Raw genomic sequence first — 19,722 nt, forward strand, 5'->3', positions numbered from 1 at the left:
AGCCAAAACCAGTTATTGCCGATGGGCAAAGAGAGGAAGCAGAATGAAGCCCGTTACCGTATATGATATCGCGAGGGAAGCCAACGTCTCGGTTGCCACTGTATCCAGAGTGCTTAATAATACCGCCCCCGTCAAAAAAGAAACGAGAGAGCGGATTACTGCGCTGATTGACAAGCACCAGTTTCAGCCCAACGCGCTTGCGCGAAGCCTGATCCGCAAAGAAACCGGGATGATCGGGTTCATCCTGCCGGATATAACCAACCCGTTTTTTCCGGAGGTTCTGGCCAGCTTTGACCGGGAGACGAGAAAACTGGGCTATACCTGTTTTTTGTGCGATACCGTCTCTTCGGACGAGGAGACAGACCGCCAGTATGCGCGGGAATCACAGTATCTGGGGATATTGATGGAGAAGCAGGTCGATGGCATCGTGATGATAGGCGGCAGGCTGGATTTGTCCAAGCCGGATGAATCGCTGGTGCGGGAGGTAGAAGAAGCGGCCAAACGTGTTCCGGTGCTGATGATTAACGGAAATCTGCCCAACACGAAGATTCACAGGGTGGCGGTCGACCAGAGGCTGGGGGCGGAGCTGGCTGCACAGCATTTAATCGATCTTGGACACCGGGATATCGCCGTCATTGGCGGTTTCGTGCATATGTCCAATACGCAGCAGCGGCTTCAAGGATTCCGGACGGCTATGCGAAACAACGGTCTGGAGGTCCGTAAAGAATGGATGGTTCATGGGGGATTCTCTGTCAATATGGGCTTCAAGTTTGCAGAACAGGTGCTGAATTTGCCGGATCGGCCTACAGCTATCATATGTATGAACGACCTGGTGGCCATCGGCGCACTGAAAGCGGCTGACCGGGCGGGACTTGCCGTGCCGGCAGAATTGTCCATTGTTGGTTATGATGATATTCCATTTGCGTCCTTCAGCATTCCTGAGCTGACTACGGTTTCACTGATGGCGAACGAAATCGGCCATCTTGCGGCAGAAATGCTGCACAAGCTGATTGCCGGCAAAAACGTGCCCCGTTTACATTCGGTTATTCCCGAGCTAAGGGTACGCCAAACGACAGCGCCTCCCCAGAAATAATGGATTTAAAAATATAAATTAATAGTTGACTTTGAAATAACGAGGGCTTATTCTGTTGAAGAAAGCCCTTACATTTTGATTTTTAATGAAACCCATTTCACCTATAATCCGATTACTTGCTGAATGAACAAGGAAACTCCCTGGGAAATTTGCGAGAAGAAGAGAGACAGGATGAATAACGGGTTTCATTTTTTTATTTAATTGTGAAATGGGTTTCATTAATTTAACAGTCGGTAGCTGCTATCTAATCAATTAAGGAGGGGTCTTATGTCTACTGCTTCACCTGCCCAATTGACAGAGAAGAGGTATACCAAACCCAAGCGCGGCCGCTGGAAACGTTTTAAGAACAACAAGACATTGCTGCTGATGTGCTTTCCGGCGATAGCGTTTTTTCTCATCTTTTCCTATATGCCTATGCCTGGGCTGTATCTGGCGTTTATCAAGTACAACTATTCTGACGGCATCTTCGGAAGCGCCTTTGCCGGGCTGGAGAATTTCCGGTTCCTTGTCATGACGGGTGATCTGTGGCGCCTGACCTTCAATACCATCGCTTATAACATCGCGTTTATCCTCCTTGGGAACATGCTTCAGATTACGGTCGCTGTACTGTTGAACGAGATGCGGTCCAAATGGTTCAAAAAAGTATCCCAAACCATGATGTTCCTGCCGTATTTCGTATCCGCCGTTCTGATCGGCCTCATCGCCTACAACATTCTGAGCTATGATTATGGCATTTTGAACTCGGTCCTGCACTCCTTGGGACTTGATCCGGTGAAGGCTTACTCGAGTCCGGGGGCGTGGCCTTTTATCATAGTCATCACGTATTTATGGCAAAGCACCGGATATGGCTCTATTGTGTATTTCGCCGCCATTATGGGGCTGGACAGTGAGATTGTGGAGGCTTCGGAGATCGACGGAGCCAATGCTTTTCAGCGTATCCGGTATATCGTACTGCCTTGGCTCAAACCGACCTTTATCATTCTGCTGCTGTTCTCGCTTGGCGGAATCCTTAAGGGGAACTTCGGATTATTCTTCAATCTGGTGGGGGCTAACAACACAGCGTTATACGCCTCTACGGATATTATCGAGACCTATGTGTTCCGCTCGCTGATGACCAACTTCAACTTCTCGATGGGCAGTGCGGTCAGCCTGTATCAGTCCTTGTTCGGATTCATCGTTGTTCTAACTGCTAACTGGCTGGTCAGAAAGGTATCGCCTGACAATTCACTTTTTTAGGAGGACTTGCCCATGGATGAGACTTTTGTAAGCGCACGCAAAAAAAAGGATACCAGCGGCCTTGTCGTTCAGTGGATCGGATATCTGTTTATCGGCTTGTTCGCCCTCTGCTGCCTGTTGCCGTTCTTGCTGGTGCTGGGCACCTCCTTCACCTCCGAGTCGGCCATCAAACTCTCCGGCTTCAACTTCTGGCCCAAAGAATTCAGTACGTTCGCTTATAAAATCGTGTTTGAGAATCCCGATCTGATCATCGGATCGTATATTGTAACCATAGTTATGACGATTGTAGGTACAGCGATCGGCCTGCTGCTGGTGGCTATGACGGGATATGCGCTGCAGCGGCCGGACTTCATGTACCGCAATAAAATTTCTTTCTTCATTTACTTCACTACACTGTTCTCTGGAGGTCTGGTGCCGTTCTACCTGCTCATCACCCAGTATCTTCATTTAAAAGATAACTATCTGGCGGTTCTGCTTCCTGGTCTGCTAAGTCCGTTCCTGATCATTATGATGAAAAGCTTCGTCCGCTCTATTCCTCATGCCATTACGGAATCGGCGAAGATCGACGGAGCGGGCGATTTTACGATTTTCCTCCGGCTGATTCTGCCCATGACCACGCCCGCCCTGGCCACAATCGGGCTGTTCATCGCCTTGGGTTACTGGAACGAATGGTATAACTCCATGCTGTTTCTGTCGCCAGATATGAAATATCGCACCTTGCAGCTTTTTTTGTATAACGTGATCACCAGTGCCGATTTTGTCCGTAATTCCGCTGCCGCCTCGAATGTGCAGCTTCGTGATGTGCCGCTCGAGTCCATGAAGATGGCGACAGCCGTAGTTGCCACGGGTCCAGTCATTTTGTTCTACCCGTTCGTACAGCGCTACTTCATTAAGGGTATCACTGTAGGGGCCGTAAAAGGCTGATCTTCCAGACCCTTCAATTCTACTGCAACGATGTGCCAAGGCAATCAAGCCTTCTCACATAAAGTAAATTAAATACAGGGAGGTTGTACAAGAATGGGGATCAAAAAAGCATCAGGCATGTTGTTGACACTCCTCTTACTGTTTACGCTGGCCGCCTGCGGTGGCGGAAATAATGCGGCTAACAATGGGGCAAATACGACGAATGACACTGGAAACAAAGACAGCTCGGCGCCGGACACCTCCAAGTTCGTAAAAATCAGTTATGTAGTGCTGGGTGATAAGCCGAAGAATGGACAATTCGAAAAGGTGCTGGCCAAGGTCAATGAAATTATGAAAGAAAAAATCAATGCCGAGCTGGAATGGAAATGGGTCGAATGGGCCGATTGGCAGACCAAATACAACTTGCTGCTGGCCTCTGGGGAGAAGGTTGATCTGATCACCATCGGAACAGATTGGCTCGATACCTGGGCCAATGCGCAGCGCGGAGCCTTCATGAATCTGGATGAGCTGCTGCCGAGGTATGCACCGGAAACCTGGAAATCCGTCCCGGAGAAGGATTGGAACGAGAGCCGTTACAACGGCAAAATTGTGCTGATTCCTGAGAATGATTACACGCAATGGGTCAACCATGGATTCTTCTACCGCGGCGACTGGGCGAAGGAGGCCGGGCTCAACGAACCGATCAAAAATTGGGAGGAAATTGGCCAGTATCTGCAATATATCAAAGACAACAAGCCGGATGTCATTCCATGGGATATGGCTTCCGGTGCGGTGACATGGGGAGGCTATATTCAGTCCTATACGGATAACCTGGACCTTCCGCTCTCTACAGGCTACATGCCCGTATTTACAGCGGTATCGAACGATGAGAAATATACCGTAGCTGAACCCATCTTCAGCGATCTCTTCCTGAATTATGCCAAGCTTATGAAAGAATGGGCTGATAAAGGATTCTGGCGCGAGGATGCGCTCAATAACAAAAATGACAACCGTATAGCCCTCAAGGCCGGGTTATCCGGTCTGGACCAGCATCACACACAGACCTTCTCCACGCTGCGAGTAGAGATGGACAAAGCAGAGCCAGGCTCTGAGCTGCAGATGTTCCCGTTCAACCGGACCGGCGGGAAGAATCTGATGGAGCTGTCGATTACGCACGGCGGTACCTCCCTAGGTGCCCACAGCAAAAATCCGGAGCGGGCGCTGATGGCGTATGATTTGATCCGCAACAACGAGGAAATCTATCATCTGATCAACTATGGTATTGAAGGCGTTCAATATGAGATCAAGGATGGAAAAAGAACATTGCCAGCCAACTACAATGAAGCTTCTGACAGCTTCTATGCAGATTTCTGGGGTGGCCGAATGGATAAATTCGAAATCCCAAGTGAGACGGTGTGGAGTGAAATCGGCACACTCTATGACGAATACGACAAAATCAAAATTCCGTATCCTTACGGTCAGTTTGTCTTCGACAAAACTCCTGTGGAAAGTGAACTGACTGCGATCTCGCAGGTGGCCGGGGAGCTTGGGCCGGCTATCAACTTCGGGAAGGTAAGTGATCCAGCCAAAGCAGTGGAGGAGTTCAGAGCCAAAATCAAGACTGCCGGATATGATAAAGTCAAGGCTGAATTGCAGAAGCAGCTGGATGCGTTCAAGAAAAAAATGGAAGATGCGAAATAAACGGCTATATAAATTGAACTGAAAAATTTAAGTTAAAGGAAAAGTGGCGGAGGGGAATTTTGGAACTGGAGGAGCGGGAGCGTCCGCCTTTGTCTGCGGATTTCAACCGTTAAAAACGGGATAAATCAAGAAATCTGCAGACAACAGCGGCCGGAAGTCCAAAACTTCTCTGGAGTCACGGTTAATCCTAAAACCTAAAAATCATTAGTTCAATTTATCTAATAACCTATTCTTAAGACCGGATAAAGGAGAAGCGCATGAACGAGTCCAGAAGCAAGATATGGCTTAATGCGGAGTGGTGTTTCAATCGCGGGGATGTACCTGAGGCATGGTACAAGGGATATGACGACAAAGATTGGCGTGAAGTCACACTTCCGCATGACTGGGCCATCGAGGCTGATTTTTCCAGAGATTATTCCAGCGGCAGCGGATATCTGCCCGGCGGAACCGGCTGGTACCGCAAGCATATTGTGTTGCCGGACCGGCTGGAGGGCAAGCGTGCGTACCTTACCTTTGAGGGCGTCTACAACCATTCACAGGTCTGGGTTAACAGCTATTATTTGGGCAAACGGCCTTATGGTTATAGCACGTTCACTTATGAAATCACGGATCTGCTGGTGTATGGCGGAGCCGTGAATACCATTGCGGTAAAGGTGAACCATGCGGAGACAGCAGACACCCGCTGGTACACCGGTTCAGGGATCTACCGTGATGTATATCTGACATTTACGCATGACATTCATGTTGCAGAGTACGGTGTTTTTGCATCGACAGCTGAAATTGGCCGGGAATGGGCGGAGCTGCAGGTCGAGACCCGGATTATGAACGAAACAGGGGAACCGGCAGAGATCTGTGTACGTCATACTCTTGTGGATGAGGAGGGTGTCGAATCGGGTACCTCGGCCAATCTGCTCGCGGCGGCGGGCGGTACGGAATTCAGTCAACAGGTCATTCAAGTGAAGGAACCGAAGCTCTGGTCGCCGGAAGCCCCCAACATGTATACGCTTCTTACAGAAGTTATCTGGAAGGGTGCAACGGTTGATGAGGTCCGCACTCCCGTTGGCCTCCGGAGCATTCAGTTCGATCCGGCAGAAGGGTTCAAGCTGAATGGAGAGGCTCTTAAGATCAAGGGAGTCTGTGTGCATCATGACGCCGGTTGCCTCGGCGCTGCCGTTCCTGGCGATGTCTGGGTCCGGCGGCTGCGCTACCTTAAGGAAATGGGCTGCAATGCAATCCGCATGAGCCATAATCCGCCGGCTCCGGTTCTCCTGGATTTATGCGATCAAATGGGATTTATGGTGATGGACGAAGCTTTTGATGAATGGGAGGGCGTCAAAAACAAGTGGTCTACCGGACATAATGTATATCCTCCAAAGCACTTCGGCTATTATGAGGATTTCCCGGACTGGGGCATTACGGATATTCAGGAGATGGTGCAGCGTGACCGAAACCATCCTTCTATTATTATGTGGAGTATTGGCAATGAGGTAGACTATCCTAATGATCCGTACTGTCACCCCTACTTCCAGACGATGACCGGCAACAATGATGCCAACAAGCCTGCTGAAGAACGTGTATATGATCCGAACAAGCCGAATGCTGAACGTCTTGCTGTCATAGCCGGTAAATTGGTGGAGGCTGTGAAGGCATGTGACAAGACAAGGCCAGTAACGGCTGCGCTTGCTTATCCGGAACTAGCCAATCTTATCGGTTATTCCGATACGCTCGACGTGGTCGGCTATAACTACAGAGAGTCTTTATACCAAAAGGATAGGAGCTCTTACCCGGACCGTGTGCTCTATGGCAGCGAGAATTCTCCGGGACTGCAGGAGTGGCTGGCGGTCCGCGATAACACCGATATTTGCGCACAGTTTATATGGACTGGAATCGATTATCTGGGAGAAGCGCATGGCTGGCCGATACGGGCTTCGCAGGCAGGGTTCATGGACCTTGCCGGCTTCCCGAAACCAAGCTATTACTACCGTCAGAGTCTGTGGAGCGATACGCCGATGGCTTATCTCGCAGTCCGCAGGGCAGATGAACCGGGAATATCTGACACTGGTGGACGGTCAGGTGGCGAGCCAAGCTGGAACTGGGAGCCGGGCGAGCGGTTGATCGTAGACGGCTATACCAATCTGGCGGCTGCGGAACTGTACCTTAACGGCAAGCTGCTGGGGCGAGGACATCCGGATGAGAGCGGGGAGCTGCTGCTGAGCTGGGAGGTGAACTTTGAACCGGGAACGCTGCTTTTAACGGGGAAAGACCAACAGGGCAGAACGGTCAAGCGGGAGTTGCATACGGCAGCAGCGCCGGAGCAGCTAAGGCTGACAGCCGATACCCTGCAGTTGCGGGCCAACCTGCGGGATATCGTCCATGTGGAGCTGGAAATTGTGGATTCGGCGGGCATTGGGGTATATAGCGCTGAGGTTCCTGTCACAGTGACCGTAGAGGGCGCGGGTAAATTACTGGGATTGGAGAATGGAAATGTGCAGGATCTGGAGCCTTACCGTTCCCATACCCGAAGTACCCATCACGGCAAGCTGCTGGCGTATATCAGGACCGGAGCAGTCTCCGGAACGATTAAGGTCACTGCGGTCACTCCAGGACTATCGCCGGCAGAGTTTGAAATAAGCTCTTTATAGATAGCAATTGCATTATGGAGGGCATGACGACGCTATTCGGTTTCTCCGAATGGTGTCGTCTTTTTCTCAATTTCCAAGCTGATAATGATATAATCCTACATAAAAGCTCTACTAAGCTATCTAAAGTCACAACAAACAAGGAGAAAACCATGGCCATCCAACTCGTAAACGGCGATCTACTAGAAGCTAGTGAAGATATTCTGGGGCACCAGGTGAATTGCCAGGGGGTGATGGGTTCGGGAATTGCGAAGATCCTGCGGGACCGTTATCCGAATTTATATCCTGAGTATAAAAAGTATTGTGACCAGTACACACCTGACGGGTTGCTCGGACACTGCCAGCTGGTGCAGACGGGCGCGAAGTACACGGCGAATCTGTTCGGTCAGCTGAACTATGGAAGGAGCAAAACCCGGTATACGGATTATGCTGCGCTGGAGCAAGCGTTAACTACACTGAAGACAGAAGCACAGGCCAAGGGGCTGTCTGTGGCGCTCCCGTACAATATTGGCTGTGGGCTGGCAAATGGGGAGTGGAGTGTGGTAGAGGAGATGATCGGGAAGGTTTTTGCAGACTATGAAGTTACTTTGTATAAGATTTAAATATCACTAAAAATAAAGCCAGATTGCTTACAAGCGGTCTGGCTTTATTTTGTGCTCCCTGTACTGGGTGGGCGTCTGCCCCGTCTGCTGCTTGAACTGGCGCATGAAGTGAATCTCGCTGGCGTAGCCGCTCATTTCGGCGATTTTTTTGACGGAGGTGTCTGTGGTGGTGAGCAGGTATTTCGCATGTTCGATCCGGCTGGTAATGACGTCGGCCATCGGGCTTACGCCGAAGAAGTCCTTGTACAAGTGCTGGAAGCAGGACCGGCTCATGGTCAGCTCGTGGGACAGTCCATCTATCGTCCAGTTCAGGAAGGGCTGGTTGTAGATTTTGGTGCGGATAATGGACATCTTGTTGTAATGCGTGTTGCCGACTTCCTTCTGGGTTGAATGAATCCGGTTGCTGAGCTTAATGAAGAATAATTGCAGATATAATTCAATGGTCTCGTCCTTATGCGGGTTCTCGGAATAAGCCTCATAGCACAAATTGTTAATGATAATCGACAGCTCGTTCAGGTCGCCAATCGGGATCACTTCATCCCTGGGGATCGCCAGCCGGTCCAGTAGCGCTTCATCCCCCGGCTTGTCCAGCCGGAAATGGAACCAGTCATTGGTGAACTGTGACCCGTAAGCCCGGTAGAACTGGGGCGTATGTTCACTGTACAGAATGAAGGAATCTGGACCTGTCACCCGGCTCTCTCCCTCCAAAGTGAAGATGGCTGGGGTCTTCAGCAGCAGCAGCATATAGTCTCCTGACCCTTGGGGCCTGTTGATAATAAAATCCGCGTCATGGCTGTGATTGTAGCCGATATTGTGTATGTTCATATGAACCTCCTGCGCAGCAGATAGGTCTATTGTAGAAGCTAAGGGTGCCTTTTGTAAATGAGGATTGCACAATAAGTTAGTACTTACGCACGATGTGTAATTGTTCTGCGGCCCGGGTTTATCTATGCTTAAGACAGGTAGCAGTAAGAGCTTACAATGAAGGCTGAGGCCGGAGAGGATGATTGTGATGAAAGAATGGATTGGTTATACCAGAGGGGTGAATCTCGGAGGCTGGCTGTCCCAGTGTCCGTATCAGCATGCCCATTATGAGAGCTTCATTACAGAGAAGGATATCGAGACGATTGCCTCCTGGGGTCTGGACCATGTCCGGCTGCCGGTGGATTATGAAGTGATAGAGGATACGGGGAATGCTGAGACTTACGCCGGGTTCAAGCATATCGACAATTGCATCCGCTGGTGTGCTGCCCATGGGCTGAATCTCATTATTGATCTGCATAAAACACCGGGCTTCTCCTTCAACAGCGTGGCCGAGAATTCCCTGTTCGATGATCCGGCGCTCCAGGAGCGGTTCCTGGATCTGTGGAAGGCGATTGCCAGCCGGTATGCCAGTTATAAGGATACTGTGGCTTTTGAATTGTTGAATGAGATTGTGGAGAAGGACAGCAGCCGCTGGAATGCGCTGGCTCACCGGACAATTGCCGAGATCCGCAAGCACGCCCCGGAGACCAAAATCGTTATCGGCGGCATTCAGTGGAACAGCGTGCACACCCTCGTGCTGCTAGATCAGCCGTATGACGAGAATATCGTGTACACCTTCCACTTCTACGAGCCGTTCCTGTTCACACACCAGCGTGCGGCTTGGGTGGAACAGATGCCTAAGAGCAGTATGGAGTATCCGGGTGACCTTGCGAACTACCGCAGTACTTCGGCGGCTATTGGCGCTTTTGGCTCCGGGCTGCATGCAGAAGGTATCCACGAGATGGGGCCGGCGTACATGACCAGTCTGATTCAGAACGCGATTGATGTCGCTGCCGAGCGGAATGTGTATTTGTACTGCGGGGAATATGGCGTTATTGAACAGGCCCCGTCACAGAGCGTAGTGAACTGGTACAAGGATGTGCATGGAGTGTTCGAGCAATACAAGATCGGCCGGGCCGCATGGACGTATAAAAAGATGGATTTCGGCATCTCCGACCGTTACGAGAGCAGCATTACGTCTGAGGTTATTTCTTATTTGTGAGCGGCTTAATACTCTTTATGAAGCGAGGTCTTATAAATGAAAATACAAATTACAGATAAACCCGGAGTATCGATCTCCAAGGGAATGATAGGGCTCTTCTTCGAGGATATCAACTATGGTCTGGACGGCGGGCTGCATGCCGAGATGATTGAGAACCGTTCCTTTGAGTTCATGAAGGCACAGGGCGACAGGGGGAGCTACAGCGAGAGCCATGACGGTCTTTATGGCTGGACAGCTTATCCCGCAGAGGCCAGCGGAGCCATGCTTCAGATTGGGGCGGAGCATCCGCAGAATGAGGTGAATCCCCATTACCTGGCGTTTACCGCCGGGGAGACGCAGAACGCTTTTACCAATAAGGCCTATGATGGCGTGTCTCTGAAGCCGGGACTTACGTATGAGGTATCCTTCTATGCCAGAGCGGAGGGGTATGCAGGGGGCATTGAAGTTTCGGTTGAGAAGAATAGCACAGTTATGGCGCAGGCTGTCATCGCGACAGCGGTAGGGGAAGAGTGGACACGCTATACAGCGCAGCTTAGCAGCATTGAGCCTGTATCGTATGGGGATTTCGTCATCCGGCTGGATGCGCCGGGCACGGTCTGCTTCGACTTCATCTCCATGATTCCCTCCGATGCGGTGCTGGCTCTGTTCCGCCGGGATCTGGTCGGGCTGCTGGAGGAGATGAAACCAGGCTTCCTGCGGTTCCCCGGAGGTTGTATTGTTGAGGGTTATAACCTGGAGAACCGCTACCAGTGGAAGCGGAGTGTAGGAGCCGCCGAGCAGCGCAAGAATAACAGCAGCCGCTGGGCGCTGCACGGGAATAATGAAGAGAATCAGTACACGAGCGAGTACAGCCACTATAATCAGAGCCTGGGGATTGGGTTCTATGAGTATTTTCTGCTGTGTGAATACCTGGGGGCGCGGCCGATTCCGGTGCTGAATGTCGGGCTGGCCTGCCAGTTCCAGTCTACTGAGCATGTGGGCGTACATGATGATGATTTCCAGGAGTATATTCAGGATGCGCTCGATTTGCTGGAATTCGCCAACGGACCGGTGGATTCACCTTGGGGCCGCCTGCGGAGTGAGATGGGCCACCCTGAGCCGTTCGGGCTGGAGATGATCGGGATCGGCAATGAACAGTGGGAGACGGAGCATGCGGACTTTTTCACCCGATACGATCTGTTCGAGCAGGCGATTCATGCAGCGTACCCGTCTGTGCAGCTGATCGGTTCTGCCGGGCCGGATGTCAGCTCAGATAACTACACCCGGGCGTGGGAATATTACCGGAAGCGGGCTGAGGGTAATCCGAATTTCGTCTACGCTATCGATGAGCATTACTATGTGAAGCCGGAATGGTTGTGCGAGAACGTGCATTTCTATGATGAGTATCCACGTAATATCAAGGTATTCGCCGGGGAGTATGCAGGCCATTATGGCAACGGGATGAATATGCCGCACTTCAACAGCTGGGGCGCTGCGCTGGCAGAAGCCGCATTCCTGACGGGCCTTGAGCGCAATGCCGATATCGTCGTGCTGGCCTCTTATGCGCCGTTGTTCGCCAGACTTGGCTACGCCCAGTGGTCGCCGGACATGATCTGGTTCGATGGCGAGAACAGCTATGGCACGCCAAGCTACTATGTGCAGCAACTGTATAGTACACTGATGGGAACGAAGGTGCTGCAGACGGAGCATGACCAGGAGGAGATTCCTTACACTGTTTCTTTTGATGAGGAGCAGCAGGTTCTGTATGTGAAGCTGGTGAACACGCAGGACCGTACCGTTCGGGTGGAGCTGGAGACGGCGCTGGGCTTGAACGGACGCGGGGTGGCCTATGTGATGCAGGGCGAGGAGACGGAAGTGAACTCGATTGAGACTCCGCGCAACATCGCACCTGCCAGTGTGCCGCTTGAGACCGCAAGCCGGATGGTTTATACACTGGAGCCGAAGTCGTTCCATGTGCTGCGGATGGAGTGTGGGGTGGAGTAAAATAAGGCGGGCTGAGCTGAGGTGAAGCTCACAAGAATAGATTGTACGAAGATAAGGGGAGACGGGAAGTTGCCGTCTTCCCTTCTTTTTGCGGCAATGAAAAGAGTAATTCCAGTTAACATAAGACAATTTTATTTTATTCCATTCATAGCTATTAAATTGAAATTTAGTGATTTAATTCATATTTATGCATGTAAACTATAGGTACATTAATAGATAAAATAACATAATGTGGAGGTTAATAGTATGATTGGAAGAAAGGTTTTTAAAACAGCCGCTATTTCTTGTCTTACATTAGCATGGTCCTTTCCCGTTTATGCGGATAAGGTGGAAGTTCATGATCATTCTGGAATGGAAATGCATGAACATGCTTCTATGCAAAATCAATCATCTGAAGTGAGTGATACTTCTTCTATGGTTCATGGTGTGTTAGAAACTAAATATTCTTACACTGGAATGACGCTCGATCAAGTTAGAAGTCATTTTGAGAAACTAAACTTGAATCTTGAGGACCTCGTTGCTCAATCAACAATTAGTATTGATGATGGTGTTGCATCTATTAATACAGAACTCCCGGAAGCAACCGTATTACTTGATAATCAATCCGTTGAAGTTGTGGATAAAGAGTTTATGTTTCATGAAGTGACACCTGGTGCCCATGATTTGCAGGTGTATAGTTACGATACTTTAGTATATGATAGCGAAATCAATATTGAAAAAGGTACTAACCAGCTTCCCGTAGAAGTAAATTTAGACATTAATGAAATTGTTGAAAGAGCAAAAGAGAAAATGGAAAATCCACAAGAGAAATCTATTTCTATAAACGACGTTCTTTTTCAGCCACAAACCGATTCATTTGTGACTCCTATGTCTGACCCGGATAGTTGGAATGGTTATCATGTCGGGCAAATTTTAGGTAAAGGGAAAGGGAAAATGTTACTATTAACTAATCAAGGGCATGTTAGTTGCAATAAATCAGATTATGATCAAGGAGCCAACTTTCCGTACAACAATTCAGACTGTGCCCTAGCAGTTTCAGGAGGTGCGCTCTTTCAATCAAATAAAGTCTTGTATAGCGCCTATGAACAAGGGGTGTTCTGTGTAAAGGAAGCTATGAATTCTGTTGAGAATCCTTCTGCAGCGAATGGTTGGTGTAACTGGCAAGCTAAACCAAACGCGGTATTCGTCCATAACTATCTTAATAAAGGTTACAATTGCTCAAGTTTCATGTTCTTAGGTAATGATGAACGATTAAATAAATTTTAATTAATCTGGAGGCGGTTTATAATTATGAGAAAGACAATAATTGTTTTTTATAGTACAGTTATTATCTTTTTTATAATAATCTTTATTGTAATGTATAGTTTGTTCAAACCAGATAATCCACAAGAAAACTTTGAAATAACATTTGGCTACAATATTAATGATTCAAATCTTGCCTTTGTTGATTCAGCATCTGCATTTACCAAACGGGAAGGTCTTAAAGCGCAAATTTCCTTCCCAGATTCTATAAAAAATGATTTTGATGCTACTTTTAAAGTAAAACGTCAGTCGGATGGAAATATAGTTATTGAGCAGAAATTTGAAAATAAGGTTGGAGTCTCGGGGCAGTTAATAACCTTGAATGTATCTGATTGGCCTTCCGGGATGTATGAGTGTACCTATGAATCAAACAACGAAATTCTTGCTGAAGAAACACTAATACTCAAGTGAAAATCTAATTTCAGTGTTTCGCTAAAATGGTAAATTTCGGGGAGCTAGTGTTGAGGTATTCCGTGCAACAATTTTGCATGGTAAGTAAGAAGAAACAAGCAAGTTACCAGTTATGTGTGCCGGTAGCTTGTTTGTTTTTTTGTAATGAACCAATAGTTACTCCTTCAGCCAACGCGCATTGAACAATTTGACACCGCCAACATCCCGGTATAAAATAAACTAAAATGATAGATTAATTTATCATTTTAATCACTTTAATATCATTAAGTTAACAAACCTATTACTCATTCTAAAGCAGAGGCAGGCCATATTCATGAAAATCAGTGTCAAAGATACCAAACGAAAGGCTATTCTGGATGCGTCTACGGAGCTGTTGGCGCTCAAGCAGACGGCTACGCTGCAGGAGATCGCGGATCACGCAGGGGTTGGAATTGCGACGCTGCACCGCTACTTTTCCACCAGGGAGCTGCTGCTGGATGCGCTGGCGCTGAATGCGATCGGGCTGGTGGAAGAAGCGCTTGGGGGCGTTACCGCAGAGGAGCACGATATGCTTCCATTCCTGACGGAAGTGTTCGAGGTGCTGATTCCATTGGGCGGCAAGGTGTCTTTTCTCAGCAGCGCCGCCTCCGTGGACGAGAATCCGCATATTGTAGCCGAGGAAGCACGGATCAAGCAGCCGCTGCGGGAAGCGGTGGAGGGCTGGCAGGCACGCGGTCTGCTGAATGCCGGAATGACCGCCCACTGGATCATAACGGTCATGTATAATCTGTTGTTCGTTGCCTGGCAGGAGATCCAGAAGGGGAATCTGGCGAAGAATGACGCTCCGAAGCTGCTGGTTCATACAGTCCTCCAAGGCTTCGGCAGAACAGGGCATGGGGACGGCAGGTAACCGTGAAGAGGGCTCGTTCTCCAAGATGAATAGAATCTGTAGTGGAATAATAAGGAGGAATGTGTATGTCAACACTGCAAGTAGAGATCGTAGACCGCTTGGATGAAGAACAGAAACGTGAGGTCGCCAGGCTATACTATCAGGCTTTTACCTTGAAATTCAGCGGAATATGGATCTTCTCCCGTAAAGAGCAGGATATTGTGGATGTTCTGAGCCGCTGTCTGCATTATGACAAGGCCCTGTATGCGGTGTATGAGGGAAGGGTCGTAGGCTTTGCTGGTCTGGAGATAGGCGTTGGCTTCTTCATGACACTGAATTACCGTTCGCTCAGACAGACCTTCGGGCTGCTCGGTGGCGCTTGGCGCTATGCAGCCTATGGCATCTTCCGCCTGCTCCATGGCAATACCCCCTCTAATGCAGTGCATATCGATCCGCTTGTAGTGTCCGAGCAGGCCAGAGGGCTGGGCGTCGGAACCCGGCTGCTGGAGGCCGTCTTCGCGTGGTCTCGGGAGGCGGACCGCAGTAAGGTGCTACTGGAGGTTGTCGATACCAATCCGCTGGCGAAGAAGCTGTATGAGCGGGTGGGCTTCCGGACCTTCAAGGTGCAGAATACCCGGTTATTCTCCTCGCAGGCCGGCTTCCACAAAGTGCTGCATATGGAGAAAATGCTGAATTAGCCTGGCACGCATTCCCGGTCCGCAGGAGGATCTGCGGACTTTTGCGATTAGTGGTGGGGGGCGGACTGAGATTCCGCTATTGTGGATTTACAGCGCCATAGTGACTTTTGGCGGACTGACAATCCGCTATTGCTGCTCAAACAGGCTGTTTGGGTGACTTCTAGGGCGGATTGCGGAATCTCTGTCCTCGAACAAGCGAATAAGTAGCAATTTCGGCAATATAGCGGAATCTCAGTCCCCAACATGAGGCTCGTACACATCAGTTCCTCCCCCCAAGCTCGTCGCAAAATCGTATATTCCAAGAATCCGCAGAGCTGATCTGTGGGTTCTTGCTGCTGGGGAGGGAGGGGCAGACCTGACCGGGAAAAGGGCCGAGCGAATGCTGCGGATGGTCAAGTGTGCATAGGTAATAGAAAGTGTGTGGTCAAGGGCATCGGCTAAACTGCTATGGCCAAGTTTTCAAAGTGGCTGCGGACTGAGATTCCACTATTGTGGATTTTCAGGGCCAAATGAACCTTTGGCGGACTGACAATCCGCTATGCTGCTCAAACAGGCTGTTTGGGTGACTTCTAGGGCGGATTGCGGAATCTCTGTCCGCGAACAAGCGAATAAGTAACAATTTCGGCAAAATAGCGGATTCTCAGTCCGTGCCATCAGGCTCGTACACATCAGTTCCTCCCCCCAAGCTCGTCGCAAAATCGAATATTCCAAGAATCCGCAGAGCTGATCTGTGGACTACTGTTTTATTAGGGTCTGGATAAATCGCCCGAAAGACTGTATATTAGACTTTATATTAAGTTAGTAAACTTAATTAACTATATATAGAACGGAGTATGAATCGTGAAAATTCAAACGGCCGGGACCCCCAAGGTCATGCGCAATCTGAATGAATTTCTGATTCTGGACCGGATCATCAGCGGCGGACCGCAATCCAGAGCGGATCTTAGCCGGTATACGGGCTTAAGCAAGCCTACCGTATCCTCGGCCATTGCTCATCTTATAGAACGCGGACTGGTCAGAGAGACCGGCAGAGCGGAGAACACCCAGGGCCGCAAAGCGACTCTAGTGGAATTCAACCCGAAATGCTTCTTTACCTTAGGGGCAGAGGTGGGGGGAAGCAGCCTGCGGATAGCACTTGCGGATATGAGCGGAGAGATCTGCTATTACAAGCAGCTGTCTATGCCGGAGAGCGGACTGACAGAGGCGGTGTGCCAAGACTTTCTGGTGCAGAGCATAGAGGGAATGCTTGCGGATTCCGGGATTTCCCGGGAGAAGCTGCGGGCCGCAGCCTTCGGGATTCCAGGCGTAGTGGACCCGGCAGATGGCAGCGTATCTGACCTGGTTGCCCCGCTGCGCGGGTGTGAAGGGGTGCTCGCAAGGACTAATCTGGCCCAGCTGTTCCCCGTGCCTGTCGTGACGGAGAATGATGTCAACCTCGCGGCTCTGGCGGAGTATACCTCTTCGGGGATGGAGGTAAGCGGCTCTCTGCTGTACTTCTCCATCGGCGAAGGAACCGGGGGCGGTCTCATTATCCACGGGGAGATCTACCGGGGGCTTGGCGGCGGTGCAGGCGAACTTGCCAATCTGATGCTGAGCGCAGGCAGGCTGGAGAATGTACTATCTGCAGACGGATTAAGGCAACTGGCTAACCGGATGGCAAAAGAACACACAGGTGCAAGTGATACGGCGTATCTGCTGTCCATACCTGGAGAATTAGCGGAGCAGATATGGGATGATGTGCGCAGAGGTGAGCCTCTTGCACTGGCTATTATCGAAACTTACTGCAATCTGCTTGCAGAGGCAGTGGGCAGTATTTGTACAGTGATGGCTCCAACGACTGTGGTCCTTGGAGGCGAACTGGGCAGCCATGGTGAGATCCTGCTGGAGAGGCTGGAATCCCGGCTGGGCGGACTTCACCGGAAGCCCCGGCTGGCTGCTTCCAGCCACGGGGACAAGGATGTAGTTCATGGAGCGGTCCAGACCGCGGTCCAATTGGCTTTTCGTGAGATGCGGGCATAAGGAGCATAAGCTTATATTAAATAGAATGACGGGGGAATCCTAGATGAATATGTTAACTGCAGGAATTGATGTGGGCGGAACCAAAACACTACTATGCCTCACAGATGAAGAAGGAACGGTGCTTGAACAGTACAAAGTAGAGACGCAGCTGAGCCGGGAGCCGGAGGTGTTCTTCCGCTGGTTATTCGCCGAACTGGAGCAGCTCTGCAAGCGTAACGGCACTACGCTCACTTCTCTGAAGGGAGTAGGCATCGGGTTCCCGGGAGTCATGAATGAGCGCACCGGCACACTGACCAGCGCACCGGCGCTCAATTGGCCTGGAGCCCTGGATATCCGTCAGGTAATTGCCGCTTATTATCCCGGACTGGTGGTGCTGGACAATGATGTGAATATGGCAGCTATGGGCGAGTATGCAGCGGGATCTGCTGCGGGGTCTGAGCATTTCATTATGATCACGGTCGGCACGGGGGTGGGCAGCGCCTTGTTCCTGAACGGGCAGCTCTACCGGGGAGCCAGCTTCGCTGCGGGTGAGATTGGCTATCTCATCGTTGAGCCGGGGGCGGTTCATGCTGCTGCTGATCCGGAGTACAGTGAGTTCGGTCCTTTTGAGATGGAGGTATCCGGCACGGGAATCGGGGCGAAGGCGGCTGCTAGGCTGCACGGGAATAACAGCAGTTCATTGATCCGGGAGCTGGCACAGGGCGATACAGTCCGGGCGGAGCATGTATTTGCAGCGGCGCAGCAGCAGGATGAGACAGCGCTGGCGCTGCTGGATCATGCGTATGAACAGATGGCGGCGGCGGTCAAGAATATTGCGATTACGCTGGATCTGGAGCTGGTGATTCTGGGCGGCGGTGTCGTGGAGAAGAACCCGGGCTATGTGCAGGAGGTTGCAGCACGGGTCAGCCGGTATACACCTGAGCAATCGTTATTGATCCGGCAGGCGGTGCTCGGTAATCAGGCGGGAGCGATAGGTGCTGCGGCCGCGGCCCGAAGCAGGCTGAACGCAGGAACCGGGCAGAATTGAGGGTATGAAAATGAGACGCGGAACAAGTATAATGAGATTCTCTGTAGGCAGCAAGGAGAGCGAGGTCCTGCTGAAGATGCGCGGGCTGTATCTGTTCACAGGTCTGGCCGGGGGCAGCTTCAACCCGTATGTCACCTCCCTTCTGGTTCATCAGGGCATGACGAGCCAGAGAATTGGAGTGATGATGGCCTTCGGCACCTTGCTGGCGATTCTGTTTCAGCCGTTATGGGGAATTTTGGTGGACCGCTATCAACGAACAAGACTGGTACTGATGCTTACCCTGATTGTTCCCGGCACCATAGTCTATCTCTACAATGTAAAATGGCTTGTCGTTATTGTGCTTGTATACAGCTTGTATACGATTTTTCAGAGCACCCAGACGCCGATTGCCGACTCTTATGCAGTGAATGCAGCTTCAGCCGCAGGCACCTCGTTCGGCACCATCCGGCTGTTCGGCAGTATCGGCACGGCGCTGGGAGGGTACTTCGGCGGACTGTATCTGAACTGGATGGGAGTTACAGAGCTATGGATTCCCTTCCTGATCTTCAACCTGCTTGCCCTTCTGCTCGTGATTACCATCCCGGTGAATGTGGAGCGGCGGACGCAGCATGTAACCTTCACCAGCGGAATCAGGCAGCTGCTGGGCAACCGGGTCTTTCTGCTGTTTCTCGCCGGCTGTTTTCTGGTGAACCAGACGCTTACGGCCTTCAACTCCTTCTTTGTCCTGACCTTCCAGATGGCGGGCGGGAGCTTCGCATGGTCAGGCATCGCCCTGATGATTGCTTCCATTACCAGCGTTCCGGCAATGCTCGTGGCCGCAAGAGTCCTGAAGAAGTACGGTTATGAGAAAACATTGATGCTGGCATCCGTTGTCTACATGCTCCGCTGGGCGATCCAATGGCTCATTCCTGTTCCCGGTGTTATGATAGGTGTCCAGACGCTGCACGGCATGTCGTTTGGTTTCTTTTACATTGCAGCTGTGGAATATGTGGCCTCTATTACGGGCAAAGAGCTGCAAGCCACAGGGCAAAGCCTGTTCAATATGGTGTTTGTCGGTCTTGGCGGCATTGCCGGTAACCTGCTGAACGGGTATCTGCTGGAGACCGGCGGCCCGGGGCTGATGTATTTCTCCTGTACGGTCAGCGCCGCGTTAGGTGCATTGCTGCTGTACAAGGTAAGCTCTATTTCACGTAAGAAGCAGCAGTCTGAATAAG

Annotated in this window: 16 protein-coding genes; 15 read left to right on the top strand and 1 reads right to left on the bottom strand. The window is 50.6% G+C overall.

Annotation, left to right across the window (positions count from 1 at the left end; genetic code table 11):
* Positions 1–43 precede the first annotated feature (43 nt).
* From C162_RS26210 to C162_RS26235, 6 genes are all read left to right on the top strand, one after another.
* A complete protein-coding gene (locus C162_RS26210) occupies positions 44–1,093 on the top strand; it encodes a LacI family DNA-binding transcriptional regulator (protein WP_036699367.1) in 1,050 nt (349 codons plus the stop codon).
* A gap of 267 nt (positions 1,094–1,360) precedes the next feature.
* Positions 1,361–2,329 carry an ABC transporter permease gene (locus C162_RS26215; protein WP_036699368.1) on the top strand — a complete coding sequence of 323 codons (969 nt, stop codon included), beginning with the start codon at positions 1,361–1,363 and terminating at the stop codon, positions 2,327–2,329.
* Between the two features lie 12 nt (positions 2,330–2,341).
* Positions 2,342–3,253, top strand: a complete 912-nt coding sequence (locus tag C162_RS26220) for a carbohydrate ABC transporter permease (protein WP_036699369.1) — start codon at positions 2,342–2,344, stop codon at positions 3,251–3,253.
* 93 nt (positions 3,254–3,346) lie between these two features.
* Positions 3,347–4,933: an ABC transporter substrate-binding protein gene (locus C162_RS26225; RefSeq protein WP_036699370.1), complete on the top strand. Its 1,587-nt coding sequence runs from the start codon at positions 3,347–3,349 to the stop codon at positions 4,931–4,933.
* A gap of 257 nt (positions 4,934–5,190) precedes the next feature.
* Complete coding sequence (locus C162_RS26230; protein ID WP_036699371.1) at positions 5,191–7,575, top strand: glycoside hydrolase family 2 TIM barrel-domain containing protein; 2,385 nt, start codon at positions 5,191–5,193, stop codon at positions 7,573–7,575.
* Between the two features lie 149 nt (positions 7,576–7,724).
* Entirely contained in the window at positions 7,725–8,174 is a 450-nt protein-coding gene (locus tag C162_RS26235) for a macro domain-containing protein (protein WP_036699373.1), read from the top strand.
* A 27-nt stretch (positions 8,175–8,201) separates the two neighbouring features.
* On the opposite strand, the gene C162_RS26240 is transcribed toward C162_RS26235, so the two are convergent.
* Positions 8,202–8,999 (bottom strand): helix-turn-helix transcriptional regulator, encoded by a 798-nt coding sequence (locus C162_RS26240; RefSeq protein ID WP_036699375.1) that lies wholly within the window; start codon positions 8,997–8,999, stop codon positions 8,202–8,204.
* 187 nt (positions 9,000–9,186) lie between these two features.
* Between C162_RS26240 and C162_RS26245 the strand changes: the two genes are divergently transcribed.
* From C162_RS26245 to C162_RS26285, 9 genes are all read left to right on the top strand, one after another.
* Positions 9,187–10,200, top strand: coding sequence for a glycoside hydrolase family 5 protein (locus C162_RS26245; protein WP_036699376.1), 1,014 nt, complete (start codon positions 9,187–9,189; stop codon positions 10,198–10,200).
* Between the two features lie 36 nt (positions 10,201–10,236).
* The gene (locus C162_RS26250; RefSeq protein WP_036699378.1) at positions 10,237–12,183 is read left to right on the top strand and encodes an alpha-L-arabinofuranosidase C-terminal domain-containing protein; all 1,947 of its coding nucleotides are present in this window, start codon (positions 10,237–10,239) and stop codon (positions 12,181–12,183) included.
* A 246-nt stretch (positions 12,184–12,429) separates the two neighbouring features.
* Complete coding sequence (locus C162_RS26255; RefSeq protein WP_036699380.1) at positions 12,430–13,449, top strand: hypothetical protein; 1,020 nt, start codon at positions 12,430–12,432, stop codon at positions 13,447–13,449.
* Between the two features lie 24 nt (positions 13,450–13,473).
* Positions 13,474–13,896, top strand: a complete 423-nt coding sequence (locus tag C162_RS26260) for a hypothetical protein (protein ID WP_036699381.1) — start codon at positions 13,474–13,476, stop codon at positions 13,894–13,896.
* Positions 13,897–14,209: 313 nt separating this feature from the next.
* Positions 14,210–14,785 carry a TetR/AcrR family transcriptional regulator gene (locus C162_RS26265; RefSeq protein WP_036699382.1) on the top strand — a complete coding sequence of 192 codons (576 nt, stop codon included), beginning with the start codon at positions 14,210–14,212 and terminating at the stop codon, positions 14,783–14,785.
* 65 nt (positions 14,786–14,850) lie between these two features.
* On the top strand, positions 14,851–15,462 hold the full coding sequence (locus C162_RS26270) for a GNAT family N-acetyltransferase (protein ID WP_036699383.1): 612 nt from the start codon (positions 14,851–14,853) through the stop codon (positions 15,460–15,462).
* Between the two features lie 840 nt (positions 15,463–16,302).
* A complete protein-coding gene (locus C162_RS26275) occupies positions 16,303–17,481 on the top strand; it encodes an ROK family transcriptional regulator (RefSeq protein ID WP_036699384.1) in 1,179 nt (392 codons plus the stop codon).
* Between the two features lie 43 nt (positions 17,482–17,524).
* Positions 17,525–18,508 (top strand): ROK family protein, encoded by a 984-nt coding sequence (locus C162_RS26280; protein WP_051493943.1) that lies wholly within the window; start codon positions 17,525–17,527, stop codon positions 18,506–18,508.
* 10 nt (positions 18,509–18,518) lie between these two features.
* Entirely contained in the window at positions 18,519–19,721 is a 1,203-nt protein-coding gene (locus C162_RS26285) for an MFS transporter (RefSeq protein ID WP_036699386.1), read from the top strand.
* Position 19,722: the final 1 nt, after the last annotated feature.

This window comes from Paenibacillus sp. FSL R7-269, assembly GCF_000517865.1.
Classification (GTDB): Bacteria; Bacillota; Bacilli; order Paenibacillales; family Paenibacillaceae; genus Paenibacillus_AQ.

Bases quoted from the DNA above. Each gene is read 5' to 3' on its own strand.
- C162_RS26210 (WP_036699367.1), top strand. From the start codon at position 44: ATGAAGCCCGTTACCGTATATGATATCGCGAGGGAAGCCAACGTCTCG.
- C162_RS26215 (WP_036699368.1), top strand. From the start codon at position 1,361: ATGTCTACTGCTTCACCTGCCCAATTGACAGAGAAGAGGTATACCAAA.
- C162_RS26220 (WP_036699369.1), top strand. From the start codon at position 2,342: ATGGATGAGACTTTTGTAAGCGCACGCAAAAAAAAGGATACCAGCGGC.
- C162_RS26225 (WP_036699370.1), top strand. From the start codon at position 3,347: ATGGGGATCAAAAAAGCATCAGGCATGTTGTTGACACTCCTCTTACTG.
- C162_RS26230 (WP_036699371.1), top strand. From the start codon at position 5,191: ATGAACGAGTCCAGAAGCAAGATATGGCTTAATGCGGAGTGGTGTTTC.
- C162_RS26235 (WP_036699373.1), top strand. From the start codon at position 7,725: ATGGCCATCCAACTCGTAAACGGCGATCTACTAGAAGCTAGTGAAGAT.
- C162_RS26240 (WP_036699375.1), bottom strand. From the start codon at position 8,999: ATGAACATACACAATATCGGCTACAATCACAGCCATGACGCGGATTTT.
- C162_RS26245 (WP_036699376.1), top strand. From the start codon at position 9,187: ATGAAAGAATGGATTGGTTATACCAGAGGGGTGAATCTCGGAGGCTGG.
- C162_RS26250 (WP_036699378.1), top strand. From the start codon at position 10,237: ATGAAAATACAAATTACAGATAAACCCGGAGTATCGATCTCCAAGGGA.
- C162_RS26255 (WP_036699380.1), top strand. From the start codon at position 12,430: ATGATTGGAAGAAAGGTTTTTAAAACAGCCGCTATTTCTTGTCTTACA.
- C162_RS26260 (WP_036699381.1), top strand. From the start codon at position 13,474: ATGAGAAAGACAATAATTGTTTTTTATAGTACAGTTATTATCTTTTTT.
- C162_RS26265 (WP_036699382.1), top strand. From the start codon at position 14,210: ATGAAAATCAGTGTCAAAGATACCAAACGAAAGGCTATTCTGGATGCG.
- C162_RS26270 (WP_036699383.1), top strand. From the start codon at position 14,851: ATGTCAACACTGCAAGTAGAGATCGTAGACCGCTTGGATGAAGAACAG.
- C162_RS26280 (WP_051493943.1), top strand. From the start codon at position 17,525: ATGAATATGTTAACTGCAGGAATTGATGTGGGCGGAACCAAAACACTA.
- C162_RS26285 (WP_036699386.1), top strand. From the start codon at position 18,519: ATGAGACGCGGAACAAGTATAATGAGATTCTCTGTAGGCAGCAAGGAG.